Annotated in this window: 17 protein-coding genes; 3 read left to right on the forward strand and 14 right to left on the reverse strand. The window is 74.3% G+C overall.

Annotated elements, in window-relative coordinates; all coding sequences use genetic code 11:
* Positions 1–45 precede the first annotated feature (45 nt).
* Positions 46–687 carry a TetR/AcrR family transcriptional regulator gene (locus tag ACPC54_RS02565; protein WP_498960349.1) on the reverse strand — a complete coding sequence of 214 codons (642 nt, stop codon included), beginning with the start codon at positions 685–687 and terminating at the stop codon, positions 46–48.
* A 112-nt stretch (positions 688–799) separates the two neighbouring features.
* Between ACPC54_RS02565 and ACPC54_RS02570 the strand changes: the two genes are divergently transcribed.
* On the forward strand, positions 800–1,543 hold the full coding sequence (locus tag ACPC54_RS02570) for an SDR family oxidoreductase (protein ID WP_498960351.1): 744 nt from the start codon (positions 800–802) through the stop codon (positions 1,541–1,543).
* Positions 1,544–1,647: 104 nt separating this feature from the next.
* On the opposite strand, the gene ACPC54_RS02575 is transcribed toward ACPC54_RS02570, so the two are convergent.
* The 3 genes from ACPC54_RS02575 to ACPC54_RS02585 form a co-directional block, all read right to left on the reverse strand.
* Positions 1,648–3,063, reverse strand: coding sequence for an SDR family NAD(P)-dependent oxidoreductase (locus ACPC54_RS02575; protein WP_498960353.1), 1,416 nt, complete (start codon positions 3,061–3,063; stop codon positions 1,648–1,650).
* Positions 3,064–3,208: 145 nt separating this feature from the next.
* Entirely contained in the window at positions 3,209–3,376 is a 168-nt protein-coding gene (locus ACPC54_RS02580; protein WP_498960355.1) for a hypothetical protein, read from the reverse strand.
* Positions 3,377–3,528: 152 nt separating this feature from the next.
* Entirely contained in the window at positions 3,529–4,125 is a 597-nt protein-coding gene (locus tag ACPC54_RS02585) for a choice-of-anchor C family protein (protein ID WP_498960357.1), read from the reverse strand.
* 451 nt (positions 4,126–4,576) lie between these two features.
* Between ACPC54_RS02585 and ACPC54_RS02590 the strand changes: the two genes are divergently transcribed.
* Positions 4,577–5,530: an aldo/keto reductase gene (locus tag ACPC54_RS02590; RefSeq protein ID WP_498960359.1), complete on the forward strand. Its 954-nt coding sequence runs from the start codon at positions 4,577–4,579 to the stop codon at positions 5,528–5,530.
* Positions 5,531–5,539: 9 nt separating this feature from the next.
* Here the strand turns inward: ACPC54_RS02590 and ACPC54_RS02595 are convergent, their stop codons facing one another.
* The 4 genes from ACPC54_RS02595 to ACPC54_RS02610 form a co-directional block, all read right to left on the reverse strand.
* Complete coding sequence (locus ACPC54_RS02595; protein WP_498960361.1) at positions 5,540–6,145, reverse strand: GNAT family N-acetyltransferase; 606 nt, start codon at positions 6,143–6,145, stop codon at positions 5,540–5,542.
* A gap of 94 nt (positions 6,146–6,239) precedes the next feature.
* The gene (locus ACPC54_RS02600) at positions 6,240–6,926 is read right to left on the reverse strand and encodes a nitroreductase family protein (protein WP_498960363.1); all 687 of its coding nucleotides are present in this window, start codon (positions 6,924–6,926) and stop codon (positions 6,240–6,242) included.
* A gap of 84 nt (positions 6,927–7,010) precedes the next feature.
* Positions 7,011–8,648, reverse strand: coding sequence for an ABC-F family ATP-binding cassette domain-containing protein (locus ACPC54_RS02605; protein ID WP_498960365.1), 1,638 nt, complete (start codon positions 8,646–8,648; stop codon positions 7,011–7,013).
* A gap of 114 nt (positions 8,649–8,762) precedes the next feature.
* Positions 8,763–9,947, reverse strand: a complete 1,185-nt coding sequence (locus tag ACPC54_RS02610; protein ID WP_498960367.1) for a trypsin-like serine peptidase — start codon at positions 9,945–9,947, stop codon at positions 8,763–8,765.
* Positions 9,948–10,399: 452 nt separating this feature from the next.
* Here ACPC54_RS02610 and ACPC54_RS02615 point away from each other — a divergent pair, with 452 nt between their 5' ends.
* Positions 10,400–12,007: an ABC-F family ATP-binding cassette domain-containing protein gene (locus tag ACPC54_RS02615; RefSeq protein WP_498960369.1), complete on the forward strand. Its 1,608-nt coding sequence runs from the start codon at positions 10,400–10,402 to the stop codon at positions 12,005–12,007.
* 173 nt (positions 12,008–12,180) lie between these two features.
* Here the strand turns inward: ACPC54_RS02615 and ACPC54_RS02620 are convergent, their stop codons facing one another.
* From ACPC54_RS02620 to ACPC54_RS02645, 6 genes are all read right to left on the reverse strand, one after another.
* On the reverse strand, positions 12,181–12,828 hold the full coding sequence (locus ACPC54_RS02620; protein ID WP_498960371.1) for a Pr6Pr family membrane protein: 648 nt from the start codon (positions 12,826–12,828) through the stop codon (positions 12,181–12,183).
* A 157-nt stretch (positions 12,829–12,985) separates the two neighbouring features.
* Entirely contained in the window at positions 12,986–13,699 is a 714-nt protein-coding gene (locus tag ACPC54_RS02625; protein ID WP_498960564.1) for a response regulator, read from the reverse strand.
* 32 nt (positions 13,700–13,731) lie between these two features.
* Complete coding sequence (locus ACPC54_RS02630) at positions 13,732–14,991, reverse strand: sensor histidine kinase (RefSeq protein WP_498960373.1); 1,260 nt, start codon at positions 14,989–14,991, stop codon at positions 13,732–13,734.
* Positions 14,988–16,001 carry a hypothetical protein gene (locus ACPC54_RS02635; protein ID WP_498960375.1) on the reverse strand — a complete coding sequence of 338 codons (1,014 nt, stop codon included), beginning with the start codon at positions 15,999–16,001 and terminating at the stop codon, positions 14,988–14,990. The genes ACPC54_RS02630 and ACPC54_RS02635 overlap by 4 nt, the downstream gene beginning before the upstream one ends.
* A gap of 88 nt (positions 16,002–16,089) precedes the next feature.
* Complete coding sequence (locus ACPC54_RS02640; protein WP_498960377.1) at positions 16,090–16,629, reverse strand: GNAT family N-acetyltransferase; 540 nt, start codon at positions 16,627–16,629, stop codon at positions 16,090–16,092.
* A 77-nt stretch (positions 16,630–16,706) separates the two neighbouring features.
* A complete protein-coding gene (locus ACPC54_RS02645; RefSeq protein ID WP_498960379.1) occupies positions 16,707–17,768 on the reverse strand; it encodes a hypothetical protein in 1,062 nt (353 codons plus the stop codon).
* Positions 17,769–17,772: the final 4 nt, after the last annotated feature.

Consider the following 17,772-nt stretch of genomic DNA (forward strand, 5'->3'; position numbering starts at 1 on the left):
GGGCTCGGCGCGGCCGGTCGCACCCGCCGGCCGGCCGACCGGCCGTCAGGCGTTGCCGGCCAGCAGGGTGGCGGCGAGGCGGTCGGCGGTGGCGGCCTCCAGGGGGGCGTGGCCGAGCAGGAAGCGGTACCAGAAGACGCCGTAGACCTGGTCCGCGATCAGGTCGAGGTCGGTGTCGGGGCCGAGTTCGCCGCGTTCGCGGCCGCGGGCGAGGAGTGCGCGCAGGGCGTCGCGGCGGGCGGCGGTGAAGCTGCGCATGAGGTCGGCGAGGTGGGGGTCGCGGGCGGCCTCGCGGGCGACGGCGCGCAGGGCGGAGGCGGTGGTGTCCCGCTGGGCGGCGTCGAAGGTGGTGGCGACGAAGGTGCGCAGGTCGGCGCGGAGGTCGCCGGTGTCGGGGCCGGTCACGTCCTGGTCGGCGCGGTCGGTGAGGGCGTCGAGCAGGACGGCGCCCTTGGACGGCCACCAGCGGTAGACGGTCTGCTTGCCGACGCCGGCGGTGCGGGCGATGGCGTCGATGGTGACGGGGGTGCCGTCCGCGGCGGCGAGCAGGCTCAGGGCGGCGTCCAGGATCGCGCGGTGGGCGGCCTCGTTGCGGCGCCGCCCGGTGTGCGGGCGCGCGGGCGGCTGGGGCTCGGGGTCGTCGCCCGCGGTCCCGGTGCTGTCGGCGCTCTCGGCGGTCTCGCTCATCGGGGTCCCTTTCGTTCCGTCCTCACTTGACAAGACTAGCAGTCTCGACAAACATCATTGCCGGAACGAACGGTCTCGACAAGTTCTCGCCCCGCCGGAAGGACCCACCGTCATGAGCACTGCGTCACCCCTCTTCGCCGGACAGCGCGTCGTCGTCATGGGCGGCAGCTCCGGCATCGGCGAGGCCGCCGCCGCCGCCTTCGCGGCGGACGGCGCCGAGGTCGTGGTCACCGGCCGCGACCGCGACCGGCTGGACGCCGCCGTCGCCCGGATCGGCGGCAAGACCACCGGGCAGCAGCTGGACGCCGCCGACCCGGCCGCGCTCGCCGCCTTCTTCGCCCAGGCCGGGACCGTCGACCACCTGGTCGTCTCGGTCAGCGGCTCGGCCGGCGGCGGCCCGTTCGCCGGACTCGACCTCGCCGAGCTGGCCCGCGGCTTCGACGCCAAGTTCTGGCCCCAGGTGCGCGTCCTGCAGGCGGCGCTTCCGCACCTGCGCGAGGACGGCTCGGTCACCCTGATCACCGCCGGCTCCGCCCGCGCCGCCTTCCCCGGCACGGCCGGACTGGCCGCCATCAACGGCGCGCTGGACGCGATGGTCCCGCCGCTGGCCGTCGAGCTCGCGCCGCTGCGGATCAACGCCGTCTCGCCGGGCGTCATCGACACGCCGTGGTGGGACCGCGTCCCGGCCGAGCAGCGCACCGCGCTGTTCGACGGGCTCGCCGCCACCACCCCGGCCGGCCGGGTCGGCCGGCCGGAGGACGTCGCCCGGGCGATCCACATGCTCGCCGCCAACACCTTCGTCACCGGCGTCGTGCTCGATGTCAACGGCGGGACGAACCTCGCCACCGGCCGCTGAACACGCCGTGCCGGCCCGGCCCGGGACGGCTCCCGGGCCGGACCGTACATCGTCAGGTCCTCATATCGTCAGGTCGTCACGTTGTCACGTCGTCAGCGCCCTGGTCACCACTCGGCGACCAGGTAGTCCTTCAGGAACACCCCCGACACCGGGTGCCCGGCCTCGCCGCGCACGATCGGGTCGTAGAGCCGGGCCGCGCCGTCGACGATGTCGAGCGGGGTGCGGAAGCCCTGGTCGGCGATCCGGGCCTTCTTGGGCGCCGGGTTCTCGTCGGTGATCCACCCGGTGTCGACGGCGCACATGTGTACGCCGTGGGCGGCGAGGTCCTCGGCGCTGGTGCGGGTGAGCATGTTGAGCGCGGCCTTGGCCATGTTGGTGTGCGGGTGGCGCGCGGTCTTGTTGCGGACGGCGAACCGCCCCTCGACGGCGGTGACGTTGACGATGTAGCGGGCCGGGTGCGGGGAGGCGAGCAGCAGCGGCAGCAGCCGGTCGCAGAGCAGCGCCGGGGCGAGGGCGTTGACCAGCTGGACCTCCAGCACCTCGGCCGGGTCGAGCGAACCGAGCGTGGCGGACCACGAGTTGGCGGGGGCCAGGTCGGGCAGCAGGCCCGCCTCGTCGGCGAGGTCGAGCAGGGATCCGGCGCCCCGGGCGAGTTGGGCCGGGCCGGCCGACGGCCGGAACCCGGGCGCGTGGGTGATCGCCCGGCGGTCGGCGGCGGGCAGCGCCCCCTGCTCGCCGGCGGTCAGCAGCGCGTACGACTCCGGCGGGCGGCGCAGCGTCTGCGCGGCGTTGTTGACCAGGATGTCGAGCGGCCGGCCCTCGGCGCGCAACCGCTCGGTGAGGCCGAGGACCTGGCGCGGGTCGCGCAGGTCGATGCCGACCACGGTGAGCCGCTCCCACCACTGCGCGCTGCCCTCGGCGGCCCGGAAGCGGCGGACGGTGTCGTGCGGGAAGCGGCTGGTGACGGTCAGCTCGGCGCCGTCGCGCAGCAGCATCAGGGCGAGCTGGAAGCCGATCTTCACCCGGCCGCCGGTGAGCAGCGCCCGGCGTCCGCGCAGGTCGGTGCCGAGGTGGCGGCGGGCGGTGTTGTCGGCCGCGCAGTCCGGGCAGAGCATGTGGTAGAAGCCGTCGACCTGCCGGTACTTGTGCTTGCAGACGTAGCACCGGCGCGGTGCCAGCAGGTCGCCGACCGCGCCGGCGGCGACGGGGGCGAGCGGGGCGTCCTCGCGGCGCTGCCGGGCCCCGGTCGCGGTGGCGGCGAGCAGTTCGGCGTCGCTCCGCCGGACGGCGTCCTTGGCCTCCTGCCGGCGGTGCTTGCGGCTGGCGCGGACGAAGGCGCTGAGCTGCTGCTCGGCGTGCCGGCGGGTGCGGTCGTGGAACGGCAGGGCGCGCAGCCGGCCGAGGGTGTGGCTGAACGCGGCGAGCTCCTCGGGGGTGAGGCCCGCCGCGCAGGCGGCGTCGCTGGTCGGAATGGTCGCCTCGATCGTGTCGAGCTGATGGTGGTCGTCCCGGACCGTCATGTCCGCCCCCTCGGTGTGGTTCAGGTGGGACGGACTGTAGTCAACGGTCCGGGACGATGAGATGCCAATTATGCGGAGCCCGGGGGCGCCGCATGGGTGCTCAGCCCGCGTACCGGCCGAAGATCCTGGCGAACTCGTACGGCTGCTACGGGATGTTGGTGCACGTGGCCGGCGAACCGCCGGTGCAGACGTTGGCGTCGCGGGTGGCGTCCCGGAAGGCCGGCAGGCCGACGTGGTTCTGCTGGGCGAAGGTCACCGACTGCTGGGCGGCGGCCTGGTTGTAGACCTGGTGGTCGTCGTTCTCGCCGAGCATCCGATCCTCGTGGCTGCCTGCACGTCTGATCGACTACCGGGAAACCGGACCGCCTTGGCGGCGGTCCGGCTGCCCTTGCCCTTTCCTCCCGCCATCGACCGGAGGTGGCCGTCGTCGCGGAAGAGGTTTGACAGGGCGGCGCTGATGTCGGGTCAGCCGCAGCAGGGCTTGCACTCCTTCACCTGGACGTCGTCGAGCACCGGGCCGAACGCGCCCGGGTTGGTGCTGGCGAAGCTCAGCGTGGTGGTGGAGTTGCGCGCGACGAAGCTGAACTGCCGCCCCACGTAGCCCATGTCGGCCGTGGTCTTGCCGGTGACGTCGAAGGAGAAGTCCTGGAAGTCCTGGCCGTCGATCTCCGCCCGGCCGGTCTTCAGGGCGGGTGCGCCCCCGGGGTTGCCGGCCAGCGCGTACGTCACCGAGTAGGTGGCGCCGGGGGTGGTGGTGAAGGTCTGCGCGACGGTGCCGGCGGCGTTGCCGTTGAGGTCGAGCGACTGGTCGCCCTCGGCGGCCTGCCAGAGGCCGGCGCCGATCAGGTCGACGCTGCCGCCGGTGACCTGCCACGGGCCGATGGTCTGGCCGGCGGTGAGCTCGGTGAAGCCGTTCGCCGGGGCCTTGGGCGACTCGAAGCTGCCGTCGTCGAAGCGGCTGGCCGCGCGGTGCCCGCCGGCGGCCTGGGCCGGGGCGGCGAGCACGGTGGCGCTGGCCACCAGCAGGGTGACGGCGGTGATGCGCAGGCGAGAGACGGACATGGGTTCCTCCCCAACTCGGACACGAGGGGCCTGGTCGGCCGCACACAGAGCGTCGACCGGCCCGGACGGCCCTGCCAAGATCGGGCGGGCGGCGCCCGGTGGTGCAGGTGGCGGAGGCATATGCCCCCGCGTGCCGGTTTGCCGGGCGCCCGCCCGTGGGGGAGCGGCGGATCCGGGCGGGCCGTCCGGGGGCGAACTCCCGCGCCGGACGTCCGGAGCGCCGCAGCCGGTGGTGAAGCTCCGGGCGCACGCCCCCGCCCGCACCCCTGTGGCGGGGCGATGACCGCACGAACGCCGGGAGATCGAGGACCGGGGCGCGCGCGGTTCGGAGGGCACACGGATCGGGGCGCGCTCGAGCTGGAGCGCACTTGACCTGGAGTGCACTCCAACCGGCAAGCTGGCCGCGTCGATCCACCGCACCACCCGTCACCACCAGATCGGAGCACCCGTCATGCGCAAGGCCGCGTTCGGCAGCAACGGACCCGAGGTCGGCGTCCTCGGCCTCGGCTGCATGGGGATGACCTGGGCCTACGACGTCCGCAGCCGCGACGACGAGAAGTCCGTCGCGGTGATCCGGCAGGCGCTGGACCTCGGCGTCACCCTGTTCGACACCGCCGACATGTACGGCCCGTACACCAACGAGGAGGTGGTCGGCGCCGCGCTGGCCGGCCCGTACCGGGAGCGCGCGTTCCTGGCCACCAAGGTGGGCATCGTCCCCGGCGGCGCGGGCCAGCTGGAGCGCGACGGCCGCCCCGAGCACGTGCGGCGCTCGATCGACGAGAGTCTGCGCCGGCTCGGCACCGACCACGTCGACCTCTACCAGCTGCACCGGGTCGACCCGGCCGTCCCGATCGAGGAGACCTGGGGCGCGCTCGCCGAGGCCGTCCGGGCGGGCAAGGCGCTGCGGATCGGGCTCTCCGAGGTGGGCGTCGAGGAGATCAAGCGGGCGCAGGCGGTGCACCCCGTCGCCTCCGTGCAGTCCGAACTGTCGCTGTGGACCCGGGACGCACTGGCCGAGGTGCTGCCGTACACCGAGGAGCAGGGCATCGCCTTCCTGCCGTTCTCGCCGCTCGGCCGGGGCTTCCTGACCGGCAGCATCTCCTCCTTCGACGAGCTGCCCGCCGACGACTTCCGCCGCCGGCTGCCGCGCTTCCAGCAGGACGCGCTGAAGGCGAACCTGGCGCTGGTCGGCCGGGTCCGGGAGATCGCCGAGCGGATCGGCAGCACCCCCGCGCGGGTCGCGCTGGCCTGGGTGCTGGCGCAGGGCCGGTACGTCTTCCCGATCCCGGGCACCAAGACGCCGCGCTACCTGGCGGACAACGTGGGCGCGGCCGGGATCGAGCTGTCCGCGGCCGACCTCGCCGAGCTGGACGCGCTGCCGGTGCCGACCGGCGACCGGTACTGAGGGCGCGGACTACCGCTCCATGACCCAGACCAGCTGCCGTCCGGTCTCCGCCGGGGCCCGGACGTCGGCCTCGGCGACCCGGTCCAGCCGGTAGCCGAGCTTGCGCGGGACGGCCGCGCTGGCCGCGTTCGCCTGGTCGCAGCGGATCTCCACCCGCGCGATCCCGGGCAGCGCCAGCGCGGCCTCGGTCAGCGCCCCGGCCGCGGTGGTCGCGATGCCGCGGCCGACGTGCCGCTCGGCCACCCAGTAGCCGATCTCCAGCGCCCCCGGGCCGACCCGCCCGTGCAGGCCGAACGCGCCGACCACGCCGCCCGGTTCGGCGTCCAGCCCGGCCAGGTACAGGAAGTCGGTGCCGGCCTCCCAGGCGGCCGCCCCGGCCCGGGTCAGCTCGACCGTACGGGCCCGGCTCGGCGCCTCGGCCGCCCACTCCAGCCACGGCCGCAGGTGCTCCAGGTTGGCCCGCAGCGCCTGGTTCAGCGCCGCCGCGTGGCAGCTGCGGCGCCGGCGCAGCCGGAGCCCGCCGGGCAGCCGCAGCAGCTCGGGCGGCCGCCCGGTGGTCGCCTCGCGCGCCCGGGCCGGGGCGGGGGTACAGGAGCGTGGCTGTACGTGGCTCATGGCGGGGATTATCGTCCCGGCCCGAACCCGCCGCCACGCGCGGCCCCCCGGACGCAGGGCGCGGCCCAGGGGCCGCGGGGCGCGCGCCGATCGGTCAGAGCCGGACCAGCACCTCTTCGAGTTCCTTGCGCCGCAGGTCCGGCACCCGCGCGCCCTCGGCCGGGTAGCCGACCGGGATCACGTACGCGGCGCGCTCCTCCGCCGGGCGGTCGCACACCTCGTTCAGGAACCGCATCGGGCTCGGGGTGTGGGTCAGCGTGGCCAGCCCGGCCTGGTGCAGCGAGGCCAGCAGCAGCCCGACCGCGATCCCCACCGACTCCTTGGTGTAGTACGGGCGCGGCGACTGCGGGCCCTTGTGCACCTCGAACACCACGATCACCGCGGGCGCGTCCTCCAGGAACGGCTTCTGCCAGTCGGTGCCGATCGGCGCCAGCGCGGTCAGCCACTCCTCCGAGGCCCGGTGGGCGTAGAACTCGCGCTCCTCGGCCTCGGCGGCCTCGCGCAGCCGCCGCTTGCGGTCCGGGTCGGTGATCACCACGAACCGCCAGGGCTGGACGTGCGCGCCGCTGGGCGCGGTGCTCGCGGTGCGGACCGCCCACTCGACCACCCCCTCCGGGATCGGGCGGGTGGAGTAGTCGCGGACGGTCCGGCGCTGCGCCATCACGTCGTGGAACGCCTTGCCGCGGGCCTCGGCCTCGTGGGCGGGCACCGTCATCGGGGTGAGCGGGACGGTCGGGTACGACGTCGCTGTGCTCTCAACGCTCTCAACGTTCTCAACCATGGGCGACAGCAGAGCACATGGCGACGCGCCCGGGAAGAGGTCGAGACCAATTCCCGGGCGCGCGGGCACCCCCGGCCGGGGGCGTCAGAGCTCGTGCACCCGCCCGTCCCGGACCTCGATCCGCCGGTTCACCGACACGGCGTCCAGCATCCGCCGGTCGTGGGTGACCAGCAGCAGGGTGCCGGTGTAGGTGGCCAGCGCGGACTCCAGCTGCTCGATCGCGGGCAGGTCCAGGTGGTTGGTGGGCTCGTCGAGCACCAGCAGGTTCACCCCGCGGGCCTGCAGCAGCGCCAGCGCGGCCCGGGTGCGCTCGCCGGGGGAGAGGGTGTCGGCCGGGCGCAGCACGTGCACCGCCTTCAGGCCGAACTTGGCCAGCAGGGTGCGCACGTCCTCCGGGCTGGACTCCGGGACGGCGGCGGCGAAGGCGTCGATCAGCTTCTCCTCGCCGAGGAACAGCCCGCGCGCCTGGTCGACCTCGCCGACCACCACTCCCGAGCCCAACGCGGCGCTGCCGCCGTCGAGTTCGAGCCGGCCGAGGAGGGCGGCCAGCAGCGTCGACTTGCCCGCGCCGTTGGCGCCGGTGATGGCGACCCGGTCCGCCCAGTCGAGCTGCAGGTCCACCGGCCCGAGGGTGAAGCCGCCGCGCCGGGCGAGGGCCCCGCGCAGGGTGGCGACCACCGCGCCGGAGCGCGGCGCCGCCGCGATCTCCATCCGCAGCTCCCACTCCTTGCGCGGCTCCTCGACCACGTCCAGCCGCTCGATCATCCGCTGGGTCTGCCGGGCCTTGGAGGCCTGCTTCTCGGTGGACTCGGTGCGCTTCGCCTTGGCGTTCTTGTCGTTGTCGCCGCCCTTGCGGCGGGCGTTGCGGACGCCGTGCTCCATCCAGTTGCGCTGCATCTGCGCCCGGGCCTCCAGCGAGGACCTGGTGTCCGCGTAGTCCTCGTACGCCTCGCGGGCGTGCCGGCGGGCCACCGCGCGCTCCTCCAGGTACGACTCGTAGCCGCCGCCGTAGAGGTTGACCTGCTGCTGGTGCAGGTCGAGCTCCAGCACCTTGGTGACGGTGCGGGCCAGGAACTCGCGGTCGTGGCTGATCACCACGGTGCCGGCACGCAGGCCCTTGACGAAGGCCTCCAGCCGGTCCAGGCCGTCCAGGTCGAGGTCGTTGGTGGGCTCGTCCAGCAGGAAGACGTCGTAGCGGGAGAGCAGCAGCGAGGCGAGGCCGGCGCGGGCGGCCTGGCCGCCGGACAGCGCCGTCATCGGCAGGTCCAGGGAGACCTTCAGGCCGAGCGAGTCGGCGACCTCCTCGGCGCGCTCGTCCAGGTCGGCGCCGCCGAGGTCGAGCCAGCGGTCCAGGCTCGCCGCGTAGGCGTCGTCGGCGCCCGGGCGGCCCTCGACCAGGCCCTCGGTGGCCTCGTCCAGCGCGGCCTGGGCGGCCGCCACGCCGGTGCGGCGGGCCAGGAACGCGCGCACCGACTCGCCCTCGCGCCGCTCCGGCTCCTGCGGCAGGTGGCCGACGTTGGCGCTCGCCGGGCTGAGCCGCAGCGAGCCGCCCTCGGGGGTGTCCAGGCCGGCCAGCAGCCGCAGCAGGGTCGACTTGCCGGCGCCGTTCACCCCGACCAGGCCGATCACGTCACCGGGGGCGACCACCAGGTCCAGGCCGGAGAAGAGGGTGCGTTCGCCGTGGCCGGCGCTGAGGTCCTTGACTACGAGTGTGGCGCTCATGATGAGCCCGATTGTAGGAGGACGGGGGCGGGCGGCGGAAAAGCGCGGGGGCCGCGGCGGTGCTCGCCGCGGCCCCCGGGCCGGTCACTCAGCGGGCTCGGTCGGCCCGGCGGGTCACTTCGACTTCTTGGTGAAGTAGTCGAACATGTGCGCCGCCACGTCCTCCAGGTACGGGCCCGCCTCGTAGGTGTTGGCGTTGTTGCCGATGGAGGTGTCGCTGACCAGGGCCGGCTTGCCGTCCTTGGTGGCGTACCAGCCGCCGCCGCTGCTGCCGCCGGTCATGTTGCAGCCGATCGCCAGCATCGCCGGGCGGCTCGGCTCGCCGGGCTTCGCGGCCGGCTTGCCGCCGTCGCAGTGCTCCAGCTCGACGCCGTCGAAGGGCTTGCCGGCCGGGTAGCCGTAGCTGGTCACGGACAGCTGCTCACGCGGGGCGTTGAACCACAGCGGCACCGAGCCGCCGACGGTCTCCTCCAGCGACTTGCCGCCGTTGGGGTTGGCCACCTTGATGATGCCGAAGTCGTACTGGCTCCACGGGCCGCCCTTCTCCGGGTCGGCCTCGGCCGTCCACTGCGGCGAGACCATGCCGGCGGTGGCGCCCCACTCGCCGTACGGCTCGGCGGCGGCCTCGTCGCCCTGCTTGCCGCCGCTCAGCAGACCGTTGCTGTTGTAGGCGGGGGCGAAGGTGATGTTGGTGTAGTACTTGCCGCCCTTGCCGCCGTGCAGGCAGTGGCTGGCGGTCCACACCAGGTTGCTCTTGCCGGGGTTCGCCGGGTCGGAGACGACGGTGCCGGAGCAGACGTAGTCCTCGTTGCCGTCCTTGAAGAAGATCTTGCCGTTGACGTGCAGGTTCTTCGCGAACGGGTGCGCCACCGGCTTCGCCGGGACGACGTTCGGCATCTGGCCGGGGACGGCCGGCGGCTGGGTGGCGCCCGGCTGGGCCGGCGCGGCGCTGGTGGGCTGCGCGGGCGGCTGGGTCGGGTCCGCCGGCGGCTGCGGCATCGGCTTCGGCTTGGCGTTCAGCAGCTTCTGCAGGTTCCAGTAGCCCTTGACGGCCGGAGTGACGACGTTCGCCTGGGCCCACTTGTCCCAGTCCTCGAACTTCCAGGTCTTCAGCTCTTCGACGGTCGGCAGCTTGAACGGCGCCGGCTTCCCGGTGGCGCTGCCCGCGACGGTCGGCGCCGCGGTCTGGGCGCCGACCGGGTCGCTGTTGTCGGGGCCGCAGGCGGTGGCGGCCAGGACGGTCAGCGCGGCGACGGAGGCGCCCAGGACGGCACGGCTCGACCGGGTTATCGGTGACATGGTTTCAAATCCCCCTGTTGACTACCGCCATGCGTCCCCATCCGCGGGTACGGCCCCGTGGGGCCGCAGGCATGGCAGGTCAGGAGTCTGCCATGCGGACGGGCGGCCACCGGCGGCCGACCCCGTCCGGTGCCGGGCTGTCACCGGATCGGCACCGGATCGGCACGGTGCCTCCGCCGGGTAATTCGGTTGCACACGCCCGCCGGGCCGCCTAGCGTTGCCGATGTCATCCGCCAGACAAGGAGAAGGCCGTTGCTCTACTGAGGTCCTGAGACACCGCCCCGCCGCGCAGGCCCCTGCCGCCGCGCGGTGCGCGAAGTGTGCGACCTCAGTCACGGCCCGTGGCGCCCCTGATCCGCGCCACCCCTTTCCTCCGGCCGTCCCGGTCTCCGCACCCGCGGTGTCTTCCCGTGTTGCTCACCACCCCATCGGCAACCACCCGGGAGGCCCCCATGGCACAACCCACCACCGCCGTCCTCTGCACCGACCTCGCCTTCGAATGGCCGGACGGCAAGCCCGTCCTCGACGGCTTCAACCTCGCGGTCGGCCCCGGCCGCACCGGCCTGATCGGGCTCAACGGCGCCGGCAAGTCCACCCTGCTGCGGCTCATCGCCGGAGACCTCACGCCCACCCGCGGCGCCGTCCGGGTCGCCGGTGAACTCGGCTACCTGCCGCAGGGCCTGACGCTCGACACCGGCCTGCGGGTCGACGAGGCGCTCGGCATCCGGGCCGCCCGCGAGGCCCTGCTCGCCATCGAGTCCGGCGACACCGACCAGCGCCACTTCGACGCGGTCGGGGACGACTGGGACGTCGAGGAGCGTGCCCGCGCGACCCTCGACCGGCTCGGCCTGCGTCGCCTCGGCCTGGACCGCACCACCGGCGAACTCTCCGGCGGCGAGGCCGTGCTGCTGCGCCTGGCCGCCCTGCTGCTGCGCCGCCCCGACGTCCTGCTGCTGGACGAGCCGACCAACAACCTCGACCGCGCCGCCCGCGAGCGGCTGTACGAGACGGTGGCCGGCTGGCACGGCGTCCTGCTGATCGTCAGCCACGACCGCGAGCTGCTCGCGCACGTGGACCAGATCGCCGACCTCCGGGACGGCGAAGTCACCTGGTACGGCGGCAACTTCGAGGACTACGAGCGCACCCTCACGGCCCAGCAGGAGACGGCCGAGCGCCTGCTGCGCAACGCCGAGGCCGACGTCCAGCGCCAGAAACGGGACTTGGTCGAGGCCCGCACCCGGCTGGACCGCAGCGCGGCGTACGGCAAGAAGCGCTCGGTCACCCGCAACGACCCGCACATCTTCGCCGGCATGCTCAAGCGCAAGGGTCAGGAGACCGCCGGGCGGCTCCAGGGCATGCACACCGAACGGCTGGAGGAGGCCAAGCAGCGCCTCGCCGTCGCCGAGGAGGCGGTGCGCGACGACGCCGAGATCCGGATCGATCTGCCGCGCACCGCCGTGCCGGCCGGGCGCACCGTGCTCACCCTCCAGAAGGTCCGGCTGCCGAACGGCGCCACCGCCGAGCTCGACCTGCGCGGGCCCGAGCGGATCGCCCTGGTCGGCGGCAACGGCGCGGGGAAGACCACCCTGCTGCGCACCATCGCGGGCGAACTCCCCCCGCGGGCGGGCGAGGTGACCACCCCGGTGCCGCTGCGCCACCTGCCGCAGCGGCTCGACCTGCTGGACGACGGGCTCACCGTCGTGCAGAACGTCAAGCTGTTCGCCCCGGCCGCCGGGGACAACGCGATCCGTGCCCGGCTCGCCCGCTTCCTGTTCCGCGGCGCCCGGGCCGAGCAGGAGGCCGGCACGCTGTCCGGCGGCGAGCGGTTCCGGGCCACCCTGGCCGCCCTGTTGCTGGCCGACCCGCCGCCGCAGCTGCTGCTGCTCGACGAGCCGACCAACAACCTCGACCTGGCCAGCGTCCGCCAGCTCACCCAGGCGCTCGCCGCCTACCAGGGGGCGCTGATCGTGGCCAGCCACGACCTGCCGTTCCTGCGCGGGCTGGGCATCACCCGGTGGCTGGAGCTGGACGGCGAGCTGCGGGGGGTGGATCCGATGTGACGGCTACCGCTGCCGGTCCGACCGCCGCCGGCCCTGGTCGCCCTGGGCGCCTTGGCCGCCCTGGGCGTCCTCGGTGAGCACCCGGCGGGCCGTGTCCAGGGCGGTGTCCCTGAACGGCTCGTCGGCCCGACCGAGGACTTCGGCCCGACCGAGGACTTCGGCCGCGGCCGACGCTACGGCCGGGCCGGCCTCAGCCGGCCGGCGGCCAGCGTGCCGAGCCGGTCCAGCCCGACGACGGCCGCGGCGAGCACGACGAACTCGACCGTCAGCAGGGCGATCTGGCCCCACACGTAGCCGTAGCCCTTGGTGGTCGGGTCGAAGAAGAAGTACGGGTAGGGCGTCGGGTAGTCGTCGAACAGCGCGTTGCGGGTGAGCACGATCGCCGCGTAGCCGAGCGGGAAGGCCAGCCAGAGCGGGATGTCCTTCCAGGCGGCCGCGTTGCGCGGCTTCAGCACCAGCCAGTCGGCGATCACCAGCACCGGCGTGACGTAGTGCAGGAAGAAGGAGGACCAGTGCGCGAGCCGGTCCGGTCCGCTGACCAGCCCGGGCAGCGGGTTGGCGCCGTGCTGCAGCAGGACGTGCGAGACCAGTCCGGTGATCAGGATGTACAGCGTGGCGGCGCCGCGCAGCCGGGGCGCGGGCGCGTCCACGGTGTCGCGCCGGAGCATCCAGTACACCGCGCCGATGAAGTAGCCGAGCACGATCACGTTGCTCTGCACGGTGAAGTACACCAGCGGTGCGGTGCCGAGCGTCAGGCCGAGGCCCGCCGAGAGCACGATGGCCGCGCGCCACCACAGCGCGGGGCGGGTCCGGACGCTCATGCGGCCACCAGTTCGGTCCAGGCGATACGGGAGGTATCGGGCGGTTCACGGGGGAACGTCGCACTCTACTCGCTGGTACCGTCCGGCGGAACCTCCGGGTGGCCGACCCGGCGTCACTCCGCGTTCACCGTGGGGACGCTCGCGGCATCCCCGGGGGTCACCCCGGCAGGACGAACCCCGACTCGTACGCCGCGATGACCGCCTGGGTGCGGTCCCGCGCGCCGAGCTTGGCCAGCACGCTGCCGACGTGCGTCTTCACCGTCTCCTGGCTGACCAGCAGCTCCCTGGCGATCTCGCCGTTGTTGAGCCCGGAGGCCATCAGCCGCAGCACCTGCCCCTCCCGTTCGGTCAGCCGCCCGATCGGCCCCCGGTCCGCGGCCGCGGGCGCCTCCCGGCCGCCGTCCGCCGCGCCGTGCCGCAGCGCGAGCTCGCGCACGGCGGCCGGGAACAGCAGGGAGTCCCCGCGTGCGACCAGCCGCACCGCCTGGACCATCTCCTCGGCCCGCGCCCGCTTCAGCAGGAACCCGGCCGCGCCCGCGCGCAGCGCGTCGTACACGTGGTCGTCGTGCTCGAAGGTGGTGACCACCAGGATGCGCGGCGGCGCGGCCATCCCGCCGATCAGCTGCTCGGTGGCCCGGATGCCGTCGATCCCGGGCATCCGGACGTCCATCAGCACCACGTCGGGCCGCAGTTCGCGCACCAGGGGCACCACTTCGGCGCCGTCCGCGGCCTCGCCGACCACGGTGAGGTCGGGCTCGGCGTCGATCACCACGCGCAGGCCCATCCGGACCAGCCGCTCGTCGTCCGCGATCACCACGCGGATCCGGTCGGCCTCCTGCGTCCGGTCGGCCTCGTGGGTCCGGTCGTCCATGCGGTTCTGTGCGGGCATGCGGTTCTGTTCGGTCATGCGGTTCCTCCCACCGGCAGCCAGACGGCCAGCCGCCACGTCGTACCGTCGTCGTCCGGCCCGGCGGCGCTGCCGCCGCGCAGGGCCGTCGCGCGTTCCTCGATCCCGCGCAGCCCCCGCCCGCCGCCGGGGCGGCTGGGGCGGGCGGGGCCCAGCGGGTTGGTCAGTTCGATCTCCAGCCGGCTCCCGGCCAGCGCGACCCGCAGCCCGGCCGGCGCCGGGCCGGCGTGCCGCAGCACGTTGGTCAGGCCCTCCTGCACGATCCGGTAGGCCTCCCGGGAGACCTCGGCGGGCAGGCCCTTGAGGCCGGGGGAGAGATCGGCGTCCACCGTCACCCCGGTGCGGGCGAGTTGGCGCAGCAGGTCGTCCAGCCCGGCGAGGGTGGGCCCGGCCGGTTCGGCGGCCTCCGGGCTCTCCTCGCGCAACAGGCCCAGGACGGTGTCCAGTTCGGCGACGGCACCCCGGGCGGTCTCCTCGATCGCCCGCAGCGCCTCGGCGGCGAAGTCCGGGTCGCTGCGCAGCACCCGGGCGGCGGCCGAGGCCTGGATGCCGACCGCGCTGAGCGCGTGCCCGACCGAGTCGTGCAGTTCGCGGGCCAGCCGGTTGCGCTGGGCGAGCACGGTGGCCCGGCGTTCGGCGGCGGCCAGCCGCTCCTCCGGGGTCGGGCCGAGCAGGACGGGGGCGCAGCGGGCCAGCAGGGCGCCGGAGCCCGCGCTGGTGAGGATGATCAGCAGGATGAGGCCGAGCCCGAGCGCCGGGCCGGCGAGCAGCCAGCCGGCGGAGCGGCTCGCCCAGGGCGTGGCGTCGTCCGCCTCGGAGATGATCAGCGCGGTCGCGCCGCTCCCGCCGCCGAGCGTCAGCCCGGCGACCACCCCGCCGAGGAACACGTGCAGCATGTACCAGAGCGCGGTGCGCCGGCGCGCGGCCCAGGACTGCGACGGCCCGCCGGCCAGTTCGTCCGGCCGCTCGACCGCGCACAGCGCCCGGGCCGCCGCGCCCTCCAGGCCCCGGACGATCGGCACCAGCGCGGTGACGCCGGCCATCGGCAGCGAGGTGACCAGCGCGCCCAGCAGGACCAGCATTTGGTGCAGCACCCCGACGTTCTGGCCGAAGCCGCCGAGGATCACCACGGAGAGCATCCAGTACGGCATCAGCAGGGCGCCGCCCAGCACCAGGTGCACCCAGCGCAGCAGTGCCTTGTGCCCGACCAGTGCCGCTGCGGCGCGCCGCAGTCCGCCGCCCTCCCCCTTGATCACTCGGGTGACTCTACGTCAACGGCGGGCGCCGACGCGGTCCTTCCGGAGGCCAGGGCTCCGCGTTCGGTCAGGGCCAGCGCGCCCGCCACGAGGATCAGCAGTCCGGTCACCACCTGGGCGCACTGCACCAGCGGCAGCAGCCCGGGCACCGCGTGGTGCAGGTCCCGGACCGTGGTCCCGGTCGTGCCGTACATGATCATCAGCCAGGCGCCCCAGCCGACCAGCGAGCCGGAGGCGGTCCAGGCCACCAGCGCCGGCCAGACCAGCCGCCGCTGCGGGCGGAACCGGAAGACCAGCATCAGCAGGGCCGCCGGTGCGGCGACCGCCATCATCGCGGTCACGGCGTCCAGCACGGCCGGGCCGCGGTAGCCGTTGTCGCGCAGGGAGCCGGGCAGTCCGGCGTCGCCGCCCGCCGCCCAGTAGCAGCGGGCCGCCGCGACGCCCACGGCGAGCAGGGCGGCGGCGCAGGCCAGGCAGCGCTGCACGACGACGGTCGGCGAGTCGGGCAGGTCGCCGATCCGCTCCCGCACCAGCGCGCCCCAGCGCCGCCTGGCGTACAGCAGGAAGGCGGTGATCAGCGCGAGGCCCTGGACGGTGAAGCCCCCGTATACCAGGGGCGTGACCCAGCTGGCGAGCCCGGAGAAAGCCGGGTCCGGCGCCTGCGAGGTGGTGTGCTCCGGGCCGAGCGCCACGTCGATGGCCACGGAGACCGGGAACCCGAGCAGGATGGTCCCGAGCAGGCCGGTCGCCGCCCACATCGGGAACGCCAGCAGTCCGGCCGGGACCCGCCACCCCCACGGTCGGATGAAGACGAGAGCCAGAACGAAGGCGATCGCGTCCATCCCGAAGCTCAGCAGGTTCGGCACCCAGAGCTTGTCCAGCGCCTCGGCGTTGTCCGCCCCCACCGAGAACCCGACCAGCCAGAGCAGCTTGAGGGTCAGGTACGGAAGGGTCGCGGCCATCGCCGTCCAGGCGGCGCCGGTCCGGACCGCGCGTTCGTCGAATCTCATACCGTCATCGTCCCGCCCGGGAGGAGCCGAATCCTCGCCCCAGTGGCGCGATCGCCCTCCCCCCGGCGGGGGATCCGGCCGCCCGGGTCTAGGCCGTGCGGTGGATCAGTCGCCCTTCCTGCGGATCGGTCCGCCCGTCCGGATCGGGCACCAGGCCGAGCCGCTCGGCGAGCCGGCGGGAGGGCAGGTTGTCGGCCCGGATCAGGGCCGTCACCGGCACCTCCGGGAAGCGGGGCAGCGCCTCGGCCATCGCCGCCCGGGCCGCCTCCGCCGCGTACCCGAGGCCCCAGGCGGACGGTCGGTACCGGTAGTAGAGGTTGAACACCCGCTCGCCGTCAAGGGTGTGCAGGAACAGGCCGGTGAACCCGATGATCTCCGCCGGCTCCGCCCGGGTGGCGACGGCGCAGTACCCGACGCCGTCCCGCTCCCAGTCGGCGACGAACCCGGCCAGCATCTCCCGGCTCTGCTCCCGGTTCCGGTGCGGGCCGTTCGGGTTGTACCGGTTGGTCTCCGGATCCCCGTGGATAGCGAACATCGCCTCCAGGTCCCCCTCCTGCGGGCGGCTGAGCACCAGCCGCTCGGAGACGGTGACGACGCTGCGGCGGCCCTGCTGCTGGGCGGTGGTCATGGGTGTTCCCCCCGTGTCGAACGTAATGGCCTCGGCGCACCATAGGCCATTACCCCGCTCCTCGCCCGCCCATTTCCTCAGAGGATCGGCTCACACCCGATCGCCTTGCCCCCGGCGGTGAGGAACTGCCGCACCAGGGCGTCGCTGTCGGGGAACAGCGAGAGCGGCCCGGAGTCACCGTCGAGGCTGAAGAAGACGTCCTTGCCCTGGCAGGTGACGACGAGCGTCCCGCCGGCGACCCACTTGGCCCGCCCGGGCCCGGCCGGATCCTTGCCGTCCTTCCGCGTCAGGGCGGTGGTCCGCGGCTCCGTCGTGATCGCGAAACGCTCCGACCCGTGGCCCGGTTTCGGGCCGCTGCCGACGGTGCAGGACCAGATCGGGGCCGACCCGGTGGTGACCTGCTGCCGGTTGTCCGACAGCGCCTCGGGGTTCCTGGTCGGGGCGAATCCGGGCAGGCCGCAGAGATTGGCCCAGTCCGGTGGCGTCCCGGTCCCCTCCGCCGACAGGTCCTTCGGAGCCGGCGGTGCCCCGTCCCCGCACGAGCGCGCCTTCGCCACCCCGTTGGCGAACGCCACGGCCAGCCGCGCCCTGGCTTCGTCGTGCCCCGTCCTGCTGGTGCGCACTTCGGCGCGCACGCCCTTCTCGCACCCCTCGGGCAGCACGGCCCACGCGGAATCGGGGGTCACCGAACCGGCCGCTTCCCCGGAGAACAGCCGGGCGTCCGAGGCGGCCAACGGGCCCGGGCCGTCCGTGGAGTCGAGGAGGACGGTGAACCGCGCGGTCTCCTCGGAGGTCCCGATCAAGCCGGAACTGACCGTGACGGAGCAGCTGTTGCCCGTCCGGTCCTCGGTCGGCGAGTAGTACGTGCCCTTGTGTTCACTGATCCGTCCGGACCCCAGGAGGTCGTGGACCTGATCGGCTGTCACGACCCCGTCGCACACGCTGTCCGGCCCGCCGAGGTTCGTCAGCCGGTACAGCGCGAACCCCGCCGCCCCGATCGGGACGAGGGAGAACGCCGCCACCACCGCTGCCAGGCGCAGCCGTAGCCCCCGCGTGGTGAAACCGCGCCGGTCGAGTGCGGCGTCGGCCTTGCGGGCCACGCCCGTGGTGTCGCCGGGGTGCTCACTGCTGGTTCCCACGGCG

The sequence above is a fragment of the Kitasatospora sp. NPDC094028 genome (assembly GCF_049543595.1).
Taxonomy (GTDB): Bacteria; Actinomycetota; Actinomycetes; order Streptomycetales; family Streptomycetaceae; genus Kitasatospora.